Annotated in this window: 14 protein-coding genes; 3 read left to right on the top strand and 11 right to left on the bottom strand. The window is 67.4% G+C overall.

What is annotated here, in order from left to right:
• Window positions 1-6 precede the first annotated feature (6 nt).
• The 3 genes from ACWF4Z_RS05240 to ACWF4Z_RS05250 all read right to left on the bottom strand — a co-directional run bounded on the left by ACWF4Z_RS05240 (window position 7) and on the right by ACWF4Z_RS05250 (window position 2,504).
• Window positions 7-282, bottom strand: coding sequence for a hypothetical protein (locus ACWF4Z_RS05240; protein ID WP_452241672.1), 276 nt, complete (start codon window positions 280-282; stop codon window positions 7-9).
• Between the two features lie 77 nt (window positions 283-359).
• Window positions 360-1,982 carry a restriction endonuclease gene (locus tag ACWF4Z_RS05245; RefSeq protein WP_452241673.1) on the bottom strand — a complete coding sequence of 541 codons (1,623 nt, stop codon included), beginning with the start codon at window positions 1,980-1,982 and terminating at the stop codon, window positions 360-362.
• Between the two features lie 96 nt (window positions 1,983-2,078).
• Window positions 2,079-2,504 (bottom strand): MarR family winged helix-turn-helix transcriptional regulator, encoded by a 426-nt coding sequence (locus ACWF4Z_RS05250; RefSeq protein WP_452241674.1) that lies wholly within the window; start codon window positions 2,502-2,504, stop codon window positions 2,079-2,081.
• A 102-nt stretch (window positions 2,505-2,606) separates the two neighbouring features.
• Between ACWF4Z_RS05250 and ACWF4Z_RS05255 the strand changes: the two genes are divergently transcribed.
• Window positions 2,607-4,499 carry an ABC transporter ATP-binding protein gene (locus tag ACWF4Z_RS05255; protein ID WP_452241675.1) on the top strand — a complete coding sequence of 631 codons (1,893 nt, stop codon included), beginning with the start codon at window positions 2,607-2,609 and terminating at the stop codon, window positions 4,497-4,499.
• 51 nt (window positions 4,500-4,550) lie between these two features.
• Here the strand turns inward: ACWF4Z_RS05255 and ACWF4Z_RS05260 are convergent, their stop codons facing one another.
• The 5 genes from ACWF4Z_RS05260 to ACWF4Z_RS05280 form a co-directional block, all read right to left on the bottom strand.
• Complete coding sequence (locus tag ACWF4Z_RS05260; protein ID WP_452241676.1) at window positions 4,551-4,961, bottom strand: type II toxin-antitoxin system VapC family toxin; 411 nt, start codon at window positions 4,959-4,961, stop codon at window positions 4,551-4,553.
• On the bottom strand, window positions 4,958-5,194 hold the full coding sequence (locus tag ACWF4Z_RS05265; protein WP_452241677.1) for a hypothetical protein: 237 nt from the start codon (window positions 5,192-5,194) through the stop codon (window positions 4,958-4,960). Before ACWF4Z_RS05265 ends, ACWF4Z_RS05260 begins: the two co-directional genes overlap by 4 nt.
• Before the next feature lie 31 nt (window positions 5,195-5,225).
• Window positions 5,226-5,969, bottom strand: a complete 744-nt coding sequence (locus tag ACWF4Z_RS05270) for an SDR family NAD(P)-dependent oxidoreductase (protein WP_452241678.1) — start codon at window positions 5,967-5,969, stop codon at window positions 5,226-5,228.
• Window positions 5,970-6,168: 199 nt separating this feature from the next.
• Window positions 6,169-8,127: a prolyl oligopeptidase family serine peptidase gene (locus ACWF4Z_RS05275; RefSeq protein WP_452241679.1), complete on the bottom strand. Its 1,959-nt coding sequence runs from the start codon at window positions 8,125-8,127 to the stop codon at window positions 6,169-6,171.
• Between the two features lie 199 nt (window positions 8,128-8,326).
• Window positions 8,327-8,530 (bottom strand): antitoxin, encoded by a 204-nt coding sequence (locus tag ACWF4Z_RS05280; protein ID WP_452241680.1) that lies wholly within the window; start codon window positions 8,528-8,530, stop codon window positions 8,327-8,329.
• A gap of 198 nt (window positions 8,531-8,728) precedes the next feature.
• Between ACWF4Z_RS05280 and ACWF4Z_RS05285 the strand changes: the two genes are divergently transcribed.
• Window positions 8,729-9,007, top strand: a complete 279-nt coding sequence (locus ACWF4Z_RS05285) for a hypothetical protein (RefSeq protein WP_452241681.1) — start codon at window positions 8,729-8,731, stop codon at window positions 9,005-9,007.
• Window positions 9,007-10,614, top strand: a complete 1,608-nt coding sequence (locus tag ACWF4Z_RS05290; RefSeq protein WP_452241682.1) for an amidase — start codon at window positions 9,007-9,009, stop codon at window positions 10,612-10,614. The genes ACWF4Z_RS05285 and ACWF4Z_RS05290 overlap by 1 nt, the downstream gene beginning before the upstream one ends.
• A 3-nt stretch (window positions 10,615-10,617) precedes the next feature.
• Here ACWF4Z_RS05290 and ACWF4Z_RS05295 read toward each other — a convergent pair whose 3' ends face one another.
• The 3 genes from ACWF4Z_RS05295 to ACWF4Z_RS05305 are packed head-to-tail and all read right to left on the bottom strand — an operon-like array spanning window position 10,618 to window position 13,725.
• Window positions 10,618-11,373: an isocitrate lyase/PEP mutase family protein gene (locus ACWF4Z_RS05295; protein WP_452241683.1), complete on the bottom strand. Its 756-nt coding sequence runs from the start codon at window positions 11,371-11,373 to the stop codon at window positions 10,618-10,620.
• Between the two features lie 13 nt (window positions 11,374-11,386).
• The gene (locus ACWF4Z_RS05300) at window positions 11,387-12,334 is read right to left on the bottom strand and encodes a sigma-70 family RNA polymerase sigma factor (protein WP_452241684.1); all 948 of its coding nucleotides are present in this window, start codon (window positions 12,332-12,334) and stop codon (window positions 11,387-11,389) included.
• Window positions 12,331-13,725: a DHA2 family efflux MFS transporter permease subunit gene (locus tag ACWF4Z_RS05305; RefSeq protein WP_452241685.1), complete on the bottom strand. Its 1,395-nt coding sequence runs from the start codon at window positions 13,723-13,725 to the stop codon at window positions 12,331-12,333. Before ACWF4Z_RS05305 ends, ACWF4Z_RS05300 begins: the two co-directional genes overlap by 4 nt.
• Between the last annotated feature and the right edge of the window lie 77 nt (window positions 13,726-13,802).

The raw sequence follows: 13,802 nt of genomic DNA on the forward strand, positions 1-13,802 counted from the left end.
CGCCCACTACGCGCGCTCCCACCCGCCCGACTTCCCTTGCAGGCTCATCGCCTGCACCTGCGGCCTGCGCCGCCTCCTGCGGCTCATCGCCGCGCCCTGCGGCTTGCGCCGCACCTTGCGGGGCCTCATCGCCCGCACTCCGGCGGGCTCGTCCGCGACTGGCGTGAGCTGTGGCACCGCCCGCGGCGGATCCCACCACGAGCCGGCCCCGGCGTCAGCTCGCGCGGTGCTCCTCTGGAGGGGTTCGCGCAACTGCCCCCGCAACCGGATCGATGAGTGCATCACCCGTACCTGGCAGGCTCGTCCGTCGGCTTGTGTCTGCCACCCAGGAATTGCAGGCGGAGCGTCGAAGCCAGTCTTCACAAGCGACGTGGAGCACCCTTCAATTCACCGATCACCACATCGAGGGAGAGGTATTCCAGCAACATGTGCTTGAGGTTGGTGCCCTCGATCAGCTGGATACGCCCATGTTCGGCAGCGAAGTCGTGCGAGGCCTTGCCGAACCATGAGGTGGTGACCAGGACACCCCGGCTGGCCTTCATCTGGCCCATGACCCCGGCCAACGCGCGGACGGCCTCGGTGGATACGACACTGCGATAGCGCTTGGCCTGGATGACGCAGACCCCGCCCATGACGGGATCCTTGTTGACGGCGACACCGTCCACGCCGTCGTCTCTTGATGCCTGGGTGGACCAGGCCTCGAGGCCCATGGCCTCGAACAGCTGCCGGACCAGTCGCTCGAATTCGATCGGGTCGAGCTCGACGAGGACCGGGCGACTGTCCAGCCGTGCCACCGCGTCCTCAGCATCCACGATCTTGTACCGCGACAAGTCTGGGTCGAAGACGGGCCGAACAGCTTCGAGATCCCAGGGATGCTTCGACACCAGCGCGTTGAGATGGCGCAGGCATTCACTGGGATCAAGGTCGGTCAGGACGAGATCGCCGAACTGCTCCCGGGTCGTGATGAGGCTGACGAGACAAGGCTGCTCAGGCTTGCCGGTGGCGCGGTTGCGAGTGGAGACGTGGGCGTTGACGGCTACCTCGGTCACGAGCTTCTCGCCGGCGACGTCGAACGCGTCCCTCATCGTGCGCAGCACCAGTTGCGCGACCAGATTGCCGTAGCGCTGGTTGATCTCACGGGCGGGTCGCGCCTTCGGCGTGATCTCGTCCTTGGTTCGCACGTACTTGAACTCGGTCTCCGACGGGATCGCATCCGTCGTCGGCAGCTCCATCACGACCAGCAACCGACGTATCTCCGGTTGATAGGCAACCTCGACATCAACCGGAAATCCGCTGGGCAAAGAGCGGGACTCCAGGGTCAGCTCGAGGTAGTCGTTGACTGCCTCTGGACGCCCCTGCCGGTAGGCCTCCTCGAATGCGTCAACCTTCGCGTTGGCCTCGTCTGCCCGTCGTCTCTCAGCTTCCGCATCCGCCTGGTGCGCTCGCTGCGCCTCGCCGAGTCGGTGCAGCCGTCCGGCCTCTGCCGCCTGGTGCTGTGCCTGAGCGTTTGCGAAGGCTGCCTGGCGCTGCGCGATCGTTCGTTCGATCGCCTGCTTCTTGAACATCCTCTGTACGGCGCCCGCGGCCGGTGGCGCGTACTCCGCCCAGGATGGTGGCGGAGTCGGCGTTCCGTCCTGACCAGGATCGAATCTACGGATCTGGGGCTGAGTACGCAGAGCTGCGAACGGGATCCTGGCCGACCTCCCCAGACTCCCGATGAGCAAGGTGTCGAGTTCGGCAATTCGCTCGGTCAGCGCAGCGTTGAGCGCGGCTACCTCGGCCTGTCGCGCTTGGAGGTAACGGGCAGCGGCTTGCCGTACGGCCTCTTTGTCGGCTTGCGCGGTCGCCCTGGCCAGGCGCTCGCGCTCCCTCTGAGCCTGAGCGACCAGGCGTTCACGCTCCCGCTGTTCCCGAGCGGTCTGCTTCAGTCGCTGATTCCGCTGATGCTCCAACTCGGCGAAGAAGCCACGACGACGTCCCATGCTGCCCCCATCGACAGACGGTCACAGAAACCAGCCCGATTTGACTTTAGGTGATGGCAGGTTGTGCCGCGCAGCGTACGGCGCGTCTGCGTCGGGTCAGGTTTCGGTGAGGCGGGTTAGGAGGTGGAGGAGGGTGGATTGTTCGGCGGGGGTCAGGCGGGTCAGTTGGGTGGCCATGGTTTGTTGGCGGGATTGGCGGAGGGTGGTGAGGATCTGGGCGCCGGCGGGGGTGAGGGAGACGAGGGTGGCTCGGCGGTCGTGGGGGTCGGGGTGGCGGGCCAGGAGGCCGGCGGACTCCAGGTCGTCTACTACCGACGTGGCTGAGCGGGGGACTATGCCTAGTTTGGCGGCCAGCTCGCTCAGGCGGAGGGGGTGCTCGGCGTTGCCCAGGGTGCGGAGGACGCGGTACTGGGCGTGGGTGACGGTGTCGCCCAGGCCCTCTCGGGACGTGCGGCGCTGGTGGCGGACGATGCCGTCTAGCAGGGCCGCGATCTGTTCCGCGGTGTCATCCGGTACGGGCACGAGCAGAGCCTAGTGGTGGGTGGGAATAGGGGAACTACTTGTGAGGTTAGCTCATAGTGAGTTAACCTCAGCATATCTCGTCCCCCTACCGAAAGGATCTGCATGTCACAGATCTCCGGAATGCCCGGCGGAGGAGGCGGTGGCGGGCGCGCGATGCGTTCGCTGCTCAAGGACTCCTCCGTCCGGCACCACAAACTGTCCGCGGGCACACTGCGCCGCATCCTCGGCTTTGCCCGTCCCTACCGCGGCTATCTGGCCGTCTTCCTCGTACTCGTCGCCCTCGACGCCGGCACCGGCGCCGTCACTCCCTTGCTCTTCCGCGCGATCATCGACAACGGCATCATCCCGGGCCATGCCCAGGTGGTGGTGTGGCTGGCCCTCGTCGTAGCGCTGCTCGCGATCGTCAACAGTGCGGTCACGCTGGGCGAGCGCTGGTTCTCCGCGCGGATCGGTGAAGGTCTCGTCTACGACCTGCGCACCGCCGTGTTCGACCACGTGCAGCAGATGCCGGTCGCGTTCTTCAGCCGGACCCAGACCGGCGCGCTCATTCAGCGCTTGAACGGCGATGTCCTCGGCGCGCAGCAGGCTTTCACCTCGACCCTGTCGAACGTGGTCAGCAACGTGCTCAGCGTCGTGCTGGTTCTCGGCGCGATGTTCGTGATGTCGTGGCAGATCACCCTGCTCGCGCTCGTCGTGCTTCCGCTGTTCGTCATCCCGGCCCGGCTGATGGCCGGTAAGTTGCGTGACGCAACGGCCGAGACCTACAAGCTGAACGCCACGATGGCGCAGACCATGACCGAGCGGTTCAACGTCGCCGGTGCGATGCTGGCCAAGGTGTTCGGCCGGACGCGCGATTCGTCGCAGGACTTCGCCGGCAAGGCCGCCCGGGTCCGCGACATCGGCGTCACCACCGCGATGTACGCGAGCATCTTCCGCGTCTCGCTCACCCTGGTCGCCGCGCTGGCTGTTGCTCTCGTGTACGGCGTCGGCGGCGTGTTCGCAGTCGCCGGGACACTCGGAATCGGGACCGTTGTCGCGCTGACGGCGTACCTGAACCGGCTCTACGGCCCGCTCACCGCACTGTCCAACCTGCAGGTCGACGTGATGACGACGCTGGTCAGCTTCGAGCGGGTGCTCGAGGTGCTCGACCTCCCGCCGATGGTTGCCGACAGCAAGGACGCGAAGGAGTTGCCGGCCACGGTCGAGCCGTCGATCGAGTTCGATCACGTCTCGTTCCACTACCCGTCGGCCGCGGAGGTCTCGCTCGCGTCGCTCGAATCGGTTGCGACCCTGTCCGCCGAGACCGGCGAAGACGTCCTGAAGGATGTCAGCTTCACCGTCGAGCCCGGCCAGATGGTCGCCGTCGTCGGCCCGTCCGGCGCCGGAAAGACAACGCTCTCGTCGCTGGTCTCCCGGATGTACGACGTCACCGGCGGAGCCCTCCTGGTCGGCGGTCACGATGTCCGCGAGGTCACCCAGAGCTCACTGCGCTCGGTGATCGGCGTGGTCACACAGGACTCGCACATGTACCACGACACGATCCGCTCCAACCTGCTGCTCGCCCGCCCGGAAGCGACCGACGCGGAACTGCACGCGGTCCTCGAAGCCGCGCAGATCGCGCCCCTGGTCAACAGCCTCCCGGACGGTCTCGACACCGTCGTCGGCGACCGCGGCTACCGCCTCTCCGGTGGTGAGCGTCAGCGTCTCGCGATCGCCCGCCTACTCCTCAAGTCACCGTCGATCGTCATTCTCGACGAGGCCACCGCCCACCTGGACTCCGAATCCGAGGCCGCCGTACAGGCAGCCCTGGCCAACGCGCTGGCCGGTCGGACGTCACTCGTGATCGCCCACCGCCTGTCCACGGTCCGCAACGCCGACATCATCGTCGTCCTCGACGAGGGCCACATCCGCGAACGCGGTACCCACGACCAGCTCCTGGCCCAGAACGGTCTCTATGCCGACCTCTACGCAACCCAGTTCGCCAAGGCCGCGTAGAACACGTCTGCTGACCCGCGCCACGAGCGCGGTGTCAGCGGACACACGCTTTCAGACAGCCTCGACAACGAGATGCCGGTATGGCGCGCTGAGCCGGGTGAGATCATCCCGATCGCCGGTGATGATGACGCCGCCTCCTGCCTCGATCGCAACGGCCACCACGTGAGCGTCGACGATCATCGTTGACCGTGCCTTGGCGGCTGCCAGGACACCTCCCACGAGACGAGCCAAGCTTCGATCGGTGTCCCGGCAATCGAGCGATGCCTTCTCGCGTGCCAGGCAGGCGTCGACCAGCTGGTTGTGCCCCATGCCTCGGTAGAGCTCGGCGAGGACGACGGACGGAACCATGACATCGCGTCCGAGTCGTTCCGCCGTACGAAGGATTCGCCGGACGCGTTGCTTGCGGACCGAATCGGGCCCTGCGAGGGCGTTGAAGGCTTCGGCGTCGAGGACGACGATCACGCGGCGCCGCCGAGGAGACGTGCCAGCCGGGCGTCCTCCGCAGGGTCGTCGGGGAGGGGTCCGTCGCTGCTGTCGAACTGGTCGAGCAAGCTGGCAAGCCGTTCGGCGCGGCGTCGGCGCTCGATCATTGCCCAGCCTGCCTCGTTCAGTTGTGCCGATACGTTGCCTGCGTGTTCAAGCTCGTCCACGAGGTCCTCGTCGACGGTGATCGTCACCTTTCGCTTCGATGCCATACATAGATGCTACCAAAGTATGGCCTGCGCGCTAAGTGACGTCGCGGATGTGTAGGACGGTGCCGTTGTCGAGGTCTCGGTCGAGGAGGGTCCAGATGGTTCGGGCCACGTCCTCGGCCTTGGACAGGAGGCCCTGCGCGTCCAGTTCGCGGAAGCGTTTGGACGCCGGGACCTCGTCCTCGCCGACGGCACGGAGCTCGGCCTGCATGTCGGTGTCGACGGCGCCCGGCGAGACGGAGATCACTCGGCAGCTGTGATGTCGTCGGCGTTGTTCCAGACCGGTGGTGCGGACCCATTGGTCGATCGCGGCCTTGCCGGCGCAGTAGCTGGACTCGCCTTCGTGGGGGCGCATCGCGGCACCCGACGACATCATGATCAGGTGCTGCTCGCAGTCCCTTCCGGACACAGCGGTCAGGAAGGCATGACCGAGGACCTGGGCGGCCGCCGAGTTGAGCAGCACGTTGCGGGTGTACTGCGCGGTATCGACGCGATCGGCCGGTCCGAGCGGCGTGAGCGTGCCCGCGTTGTGGACGAAGACCACCAGGTCCGGTGAGTAGTCGTCCAGTCGTTGCTTGAAGTCCTTCTCGACCACCGGCCACGAGGCCGGATCGGCGAGATCGACCGCGACGTGGTGTGCACCCGGCGTACCTCCGCGCCGGGAGATGTCCACGAGCTCGGCGTCGAAGGGCATCGTCGCCGCCAACGCGGCCCCGAGCCCGGCGGACGCGCCGCTGATCCACACGAGAATCCGGCCGAACGGAATCACTGCGTCCACCCGCCACTGCGCAGGCCAAAGTCCAGCATCATGCAGTTCCCCCCTGCAGTGCCACATTGTCCCCGAGCCGTAGAAAGCGTACGTCGCGAATCGCCCGGATCGAACCCCTGTCGGCGTTTCTGACCTCCTGCGATCAGCCCGTTGCCGCGAGCATCATCCGTCACGCAAGCGCTTGACCTGCCTGGTTCTCAGCAAACACTCAGCACTGCAAGGCACTTCGAAGGAACGCGAGCTCCCGATGCAGCAGCGCCTCGATCGTCTGACCGTTGCCGACGGCATGCCCTTCACCGGGGAGTAACACCAGTTCGTGGACTTTACCGAGAGTGTTCAACGCGCCGGAGAACCGCAGCGCATGACCGGCCCAGACGTTGGTGTCGGCGAGCCCCTGGATCATCAGCAACGGTCGTTCGAGGTTGCCCGCGAAGGGCAGCAACGACGTACGCCGGTACGCGGCAGCCTCCACGGTGGGATCGCCGAGGAAACGTTCCTTCCAATAGCTGTCGTACCACCGTTGATCGGTCACCGCGGCCCCACCGATCGCCGCATGGAACACGTCCGGCCGGTGCAGCACCGCGCCGATCGCGAGGTATCCGCCGTAGCTCCACCCGCGAATCGCGACCCGGTCCAGATCGAGATCGCCGTACTGCTCCGCAATCGCCCGCAGCGCGTCGACCTGGTCGTCCAGCACCGGCTCGAGGATGTCCCCGACCGTCGCGCGGTCGAACGCCGGCCCACGTCCCGGCGTACCGCGACTGTCGGTGGACAGCACGATGAACCCGTGCTCGGCGAACCACTGCGAGATCAGGTGGTACGTCGCCCGATACTTCTGCACCAACTGGAGCCCAGGCCCCGAGTACGGCGTGAGCAGTACGGGCAATCGCGATGATCCGGGCACGTGCCAGGTCGGTCTGAACACGGCCGTCCGCAGCTCCCGCGGTCCAGTGCTCAGGATGTCCATCCGCGGCTGGAGCACCGGCACTTCCTCACGCGACGGCAACTGATCCCCGTTGACCGACATCGTCCGTCCGGCCACCGTCCGCGAGTCGATCAGCGTGACGCCGTCGACCACGAGACCGCTGTGGACGCCGGGATCCGCGGTCAACCGCCGTACGTCGCCGTCCCACACATACACGTGCACCTCGGTCGGGTCCGTCTGCGCCAGGAACGTGACGACCTCGCCACTCACGCTCCGCACCTCAGCAACCTGCAGCCCGGGTGGCGTGACAACGGCGTCGCCGACCATCAACCGGTACGTGTCACAGCTCTGATCCCGCTCGATCCACACGAGTCGACCGTCGTCGGTCTGGGCCGGCGTCCGCTCGGGAACGGTGACGAACTCCGGATCCGTCACCTCCCGGACGAGTGTCGTCCGGCCGGATACAGGGTCGACGGCAAGGAGCTGCAGGCACCGCTGATCCCTTGTCTGTACGACGATCAGCGGCTGCTGACCCGTCCACAGACACCGAACGACGTACTCGAACCGGCCTCGATCCCACTCCACCTCACGCCGCGAACCGTCCAGCTCGACCACGAACAACCGGACGTCGGCGTTCGCCGTCCCGGCCGCCGGGATGCGGATCGTACGGGGCTCGGCGGTCGGGTTCGTCGGATCCGCGAGGTACCGAGTCTCGACCTGCGTCTCATCGACGCGTGCCACTAGCAACTGTTGCCCGCCAGGTGACCACCACAGCCCGTCGTTGCGTCCCATCGACATCCAGGCAGCGAATTCGGGTAGTCCCCAGGTGACGCCGTCCTCTTCCACCAGCACCCGCGGATCGGCGCCGTCGGCATCGATCAGCCACACCGCCTGCGACCGTACGAACGCAATCCGCTTCCCGCTCGGATCGATCCGTGCCGCCTCGACCTCGTCGACCGGCAGCCGCTCGAACCGCCCATTCGCGACGTCCGCGACGAACAGATCCCGCTCCCGCGACACGACCAGCGTCGTACCGGGCCCTCCGTCGTACGACGAAGCCGCGCCGAGCCGCCGTTCGAGCCGCAGCGAGACGTCGTACACCCACACCGCGTCGTCGCGCAGATACACGACGAACCGGCCACCGCCGACGATCGAATGGTTGGCCGACGCCCCCGCCCGGAACCGCCTCGTGCGCGCCAACTGCCCCGGCAGATCCACAACCACACCAAGCTCCGTCCTCACGCGGACGGCCAGTATGACGCAAATCTAGGTACGAAGAAGCGCTCCGTAGTTGGCGGCTCTTGCGGCCGTGCCGGAGTGCCCAGAGGCGCGCTGAGCAGCCAGACCAAGGCAAGGCCGGAAGAGATCAAGGCCGGGACAGGCCCTGGCGGCCGCAAGCGGGTGGCTTGCGGCCGCCGGAGGGGCGTCCCTCCAGGGGTGGCTATTCGATGTCGTCGTCCTGGCCGTCGAGGCCGTCCAGGCGGTCCTTCGCGAAGTCGGTGCCCTTGTCGATCTGGTCGCCGTGCTCGCCACCAGTCTTCTCGTTCGCGAACTCACCGGCCTTGTCGAGGCCCTCGCTGACCTTGTCGCCGTGCTCGTCGACCGCGTCGGTCGCCTTGTCCTTCAGGTTGTCGAACATACCCATCGTCTTTCCCCGTTCCGTCGATGGTTGCCTGAACTACCTAACGCAAACTGTGGTACCCGATCACACAGATCCCACACAACCCTCTCCTGCGTGTCGCTGCCGCGGCACGCAACTTTGTGTTGACATGCGCGAAACGTTCGGAGCGATCGCGGATGACATAAAGGGCTGACAGGTTGCCGCCACGACCGGGAGGGTGCTGTGAGCCCCAGTCAGCCGACAGACGCGGAGTTGAACGTCTTTATCCGCGCGCGTCTCGCCTCGATCGGTATCGATCTCGACCAGTTGCCCGCCGGGAGTGCACCGGATCCGGCCACCGGAAGCCCGGGTCGCGACTCGGTGCTCGCGAGTCTGCGTGACTTCGTCCGGACGACGGTGGTGCCGCTGGGCTCCTACTCGTTCGGGCCGGACAACGCACTCGCTCAGCAGGTGGCCGCACCGACGCTGTTCCCGTCGATCGACGTCACCCGGGAGGCGTGATGACCGAGCTGGAGAACGGCCCGAAGCCGCAGGACACCCAGGTCGACCGCCGGTCCTTCCTGTACCGCGCGAGCGCCCTCGCGGCGGCCACCGCCGTCGGGTCGGTCGCGCTGCCATCGGTCGCCCATGCAACGCCTGCGACGAGTGCTGCGCCGCTGCTCGACGTGCCGGCGCGGACGACCGATGTCAGCGAACTGACCATCGCCGAGGCCGCCACCCTGATCCGGAAGGGCCGGCTCAAGCCCGAGCAGTTGCTCGAAGCCCATCTGGCCAGGATTTCGGCGTACGACGCGACGTACCAGGCGTTCAACCTGGTCCTCGCGGACGAGGCGCTGGCTCGGGCCCGAGCGCTCGGCCGGACCCGCGGCGGTGCGCTGCACGGCATTCCGCTGGCGATCAAGGACAACTACTACACCCGCGGCGTGACCACCACCGCGAACTCCTATCTCTTCAAGGACTTCGTGCCACCCTTCGATGCCACCGCCGTACGACGCCTGACCGCGGCCGGTGGGATCGTCGTGGGCAAGACCCAGATGGGGCCGTTGGCAACCACCCGCGCGACCACGCCCGACGGCAGGATCACCACCGTGAACGCGTGGACGCCGGGCGATCCCACTACCGATCCCGGCGGTTCGTCGTCCGGGTCCGCGACCGCGGTGGCCGCCCGGCTGGCCGTGTCGAGCGTCGGCACGCAGACCGGAGGCTCGATCACGGCGCCGTCCAACGCGCAGAACCTGACCGGCTTGAAGCCGACGATGGGTCGGGTCTCGCTGCACGGGATCGTGCCGTTGAGCTACACGCGCGATCACCCCGGCACACTGGCGCGGGATGCGATGGACGCGGCGATCATGCTGTCCACGATGGCCGGCGAAGACCCGGAAGACCCAAGAACACAAGGGCTTCCGCCCGTTCCCGACCTGGTCACCGCAGCGACTCCGGTATATCGAGGGCGACAGGTCCGAGCCCGCTGGCGGACGAGGATCGGTGTCATTCCCGGCTACACCAGCGGTACGTCGGAGGCCGCGGCGGCCCGCATCAAGGCGCTCGACGTGCTCGCGGGCATCGACGGTCTGTCAGTGGTCAACGTGACCATGCCGGAGGAGTGGGATCTGCTCACGAACGCAGCCTTCAACAACGTGCGGCTGCCGGAGCGCAGCGAACCGTTCCTGCCGATGCTGCGGTCGGATCTTCGCGGCTTCGGCGTCTCGGTGATCGGCTGGCTGCAGGGTGCGATGCTCGGGGCCAATGAGTTTCTCATCGGTCAACGGGCCAAGGTGTTGCTGCTGGAGCGCGTCCTCGACGACCTGTTCGAGCAGTGCGATGTTGTCGTCCAGGTCTCGCCGACACCGTTCGATGCGCTCGGTCTGCCGGAGCTGGCGCTGCCGATCGGCTTCAACGCGAAGGGTGTTCCGATCGGCACGATCCTCGGCGGCAAGCCGTTCGGCGAGGACCGGCTGCTTGCCGTCGCGGCCGCCTACCAGGCCGTCACGGAGTGGCACCACCGCCGGCCCGCGGACCCCGTGCAGGCGACAGCGAGCGCCCGTACGAAACAAGCCGAGGACCGCGGCCGCATCCTGGCGCACGAGGTCCCCGACTTGATGCAGTAGCGCTCAGAGGGCGAAGGGGTTCTGGTCGGTGGCCAAGGCGGGCAGGAGGGTGTCGGCGAACTTCGAGTACAGGTGGCGCTGGAACATCGGGCCGAAGCTGATCCGAGCCACGCCGCGCGCGGTGTAGTCGGCGAGCGAGTTGGCGCCTTGGCCGTAGCCGACGTTGATCGGGCCGGCGATCTCCTTCGCCAAGGTGCCGATCACGTCGAGGTCGCCGGTGCCGATCGGGTAGACACAGTCGGCGCCGGCGGCGAGGTAGTGGGCGGCGCGGTCGAGCGCCGTCTGGAGCTGTTCGTCGGGTGAGCCCACGCTGCGGATGAAGACGTCGATGCGGGCGTTGATCACCAGGTCCGGGCCGGCCGCGGCCCGGACGGCGGCGAGGAAGTCGGCCTGCTCGGCCGGGTCGATCAGCTCCTTGGTCGCGGGGTCGGAGTCCTCGAGGTTGAGGCCGACGGCGCCGGTCGCGAGGAAGCGTTCGGCGAGCTCGGCGGGCGGGAGCCGGAAGCCGCGTTCGAAGTCGACCGTCACCGGTACGGAGACGGCCCGCGCGATCAACGCTGCCGAGGCGAGTACGTCGGTCACGGGCGCTTGTTCGCCGTCGTCGTAGCCGAGGACGGTCGCGGTCGCGAAGCTGCTGGTCGCGACCGCGGGGAAGCCGGCCTGTTCGACCAGGCGGGCCGAGGCCGCGTCCCAGGCGTTGGGGAGGACGAGCGGTGTGCCGGGAACATGGAGGTCCCGGAGGGTGGTTGCGCGTGACATAAGGGTCTCCGTATCAACGAGATTGGATCAGGGGAAGGCCGAACGCCGGGAACAGCGCGGGCCGGTGGAAGCCCATCACCGCGGTGATTCCGGCGTTGGTCAGGGTCAGGACCTTGATGGAGTGTGCGTGGTAGAGCTTGTCGTCGCCGCGGATGTAGAGGGCGAACGCCGGTTGCCCGTTCGCCGACGTTTCCACGAGGATCCGGCGGTCCGGACCCGCCAGGAATTTCGCATCGAGCAACCGCAGTACGTCGCGGCGCCCGCTGAACCAGGTCGGGATCGGCGGCATCTCCCACCGGGCGTCCGCGGTGAACAGACCCTCGAGCGTGACCAGATCCTTGGTCTCGATGGCCACCGTGAACTGATCGAGGATCGCCCGCTGCTTCGGCTCGTCCGGCTCGCTGATGTCGTCTTCGACCGGATGAAGCCGGGCCAGCTCGGCGCGGGCCCGCTGCAACGAGCTGTTGACCGCGGCCGTCGTGGTCTCGAGCAGTGCAGCAACGTCAGCGGCCGGCCAGGCGAGCACCTCGCGCAGGATCAGTACGGCGCGCTGCCGCGGCGGAAGGTGCTGCATTGCGGCCACCATCGCGAGCCGCAGGCTCTGTCGGTCTCCCACCACCGTGGCCGGGTCCGCGCCGAGCAGCTGATCCGGGAACGGCTCCAGCCATGGCATCTCGAGTGCGCTGGGAAGCAAGTCGTCCGGATCGTTGCCCGGGGCACCTAGCGCGGACGGTACGACGCGGCGGCTGCTGTGCTGCAGGAGGTTCAGACACACGTTGGTCGCGATCCGATAGAGCCAGGTCCGGACCGTCGACCGATGCTCGAACTCCGCATGCCCGCGCCACGCCCGCAAATACGTCTCCTGCACCGCATCCTCGGCATCGTGCAACGACCCCAGCATCCGGTAGCAGTGTGCAACCAGCCCACCCCGATGCAACACGAACTCGTCCTCGAGGTTCATCCGACTCCCTCTGCCACCTTGATCGCCACCGGAGGGCCGGTACGGCGTCGTGCGGTGATGCCGATGCCCGCCAGCGCTCCGAGCAACGACAGTACGCCGCAATCGGCCATCGCCCGGGTGAATCCGTGGCCGGCGTACCCACCCGCGGAGACGAAGACGGATCCGAGTACGGCGACTCCGGCGGCGCCACCGAGTTGGCGGGTCATGCTGTAGATGCCGGAGGCGATCCCGACCGCTTCGCGCGGTAGCGCCGCCATCCCCGCGCTCTGGGCGGCCGGCATGGCCAGCGAGATGCCGCAGCCGCTGATCACGAGCGGCAGCACGAATTCGCCGTACCGGCTGGTGCCGTCGATGATCTGGCTGATCCAGACCATGCCGATGGTCTGCAATCCCAGTCCGATCACGACCAGCGGCCGTTCGCCGAAGCGGTCGACGAGACCACCCGCCACCGGACCGATGACGAAGAGCGTGGCCGTCCACGGAAGCAACTGGAGGCCGGCCATGAACGGCCCCGAGCCGAGCCCTGCCTGCATGTACTGGGACAGGAAGAACACCGCGCTGAAGAGCGCGGCGCTGAGGAAGAACCCGGACAGGTTCGCCGCGGTGAACGTCCGGTTGCGGTAGAAGGCCAGCGGCACCATCGGGTCCGGCGTTCGCCCCTCCCAGGCCGCGAAGGCGGCGAGCAGGACGACTCCGGCCGCGAACGATCCGAGCACCTCGGCGCTGGACCAACCGGCGGTCTCACCGCGGACGACTCCCCAGACCAGACCGAGCACGGCCAGGCTGACCAGGATGGTGCCGATGAGGTCCAGTCGACGGGACGGGCCGGTGCTCTCGGGGATCTTCCACAGGACGAACGCGATCGCGAGGAGGCCGATCGGGACGTTGATCCAGAAGATCCACTGCCAGGCGAGCCCTTCCGTCACGGCACCGCCGATCACCGGTCCACCCAGTACGGCGATACCGGTCACTCCGCTGAAGATGCCGATCGCCTGGCCTCGCCGTTCAGGTGGGAACGCCGCGCCGAGCAGTCCCATCGCGAGCGGCATCACCATCGCGGCGCCGACGCCCTGGACGGCCCGGGCCGCGATCAGCCAGGGCAGCGAGGTGGCTAGCGCGCAGGCCACGGAGGCCGCGGTGAAGAGCGCCAGACCGATGGCATACATACGGCGTCGTCCCCAGCGGTCGCCGACCGCGGCGGCCGTGATCAGCAGCATCGCGAAACTCAGCGCGTACGCGTTCACCGTCCACTCGAGCTGCTCGGGCGAGGCACCGAGATCGGCCCGGATCGTGGTCAGCGCGACCGCCATCACCAGCATGTCCAACGCCACTATGGCTGAGCCCACCGAGGCCAGCCCCAAAACCCATCGTTGTTCGTTCGTCGATCGCACAGGGTCCTCCAGGAGATTGCTGTCACCTGTACAGACCGGCGTCGCACCCCGAACTCATCGCTGTGGTCGCGACAGTT

Source organism: Kribbella sp. NPDC055071, from assembly GCF_053608045.1.

What these genes read in the sequence shown, in the direction of transcription:
- ACWF4Z_RS05295 (WP_452241683.1), bottom strand. Translation starts at nt 11,373, where the DNA reads ATGTCACGCGCAACCACCCTCCGGGACCTCCATGTTCCCGGCACACCG.
- ACWF4Z_RS05240 (WP_452241672.1), bottom strand. Translation starts at nt 282, where the DNA reads ATGCACTCATCGATCCGGTTGCGGGGGCAGTTGCGCGAACCCCTCCAG.
- ACWF4Z_RS05290 (WP_452241682.1), top strand. Translation starts at nt 9,007, where the DNA reads ATGACCGAGCTGGAGAACGGCCCGAAGCCGCAGGACACCCAGGTCGAC.
- ACWF4Z_RS05265 (WP_452241677.1), bottom strand. Translation starts at nt 5,194, where the DNA reads ATGGCATCGAAGCGAAAGGTGACGATCACCGTCGACGAGGACCTCGTG.
- ACWF4Z_RS05280 (WP_452241680.1), bottom strand. Translation starts at nt 8,530, where the DNA reads ATGGGTATGTTCGACAACCTGAAGGACAAGGCGACCGACGCGGTCGAC.
- ACWF4Z_RS05300 (WP_452241684.1), bottom strand. Translation starts at nt 12,334, where the DNA reads ATGAACCTCGAGGACGAGTTCGTGTTGCATCGGGGTGGGCTGGTTGCA.
- ACWF4Z_RS05255 (WP_452241675.1), top strand. Translation starts at nt 2,607, where the DNA reads ATGTCACAGATCTCCGGAATGCCCGGCGGAGGAGGCGGTGGCGGGCGC.
- ACWF4Z_RS05245 (WP_452241673.1), bottom strand. Translation starts at nt 1,982, where the DNA reads ATGGGACGTCGTCGTGGCTTCTTCGCCGAGTTGGAGCATCAGCGGAAT.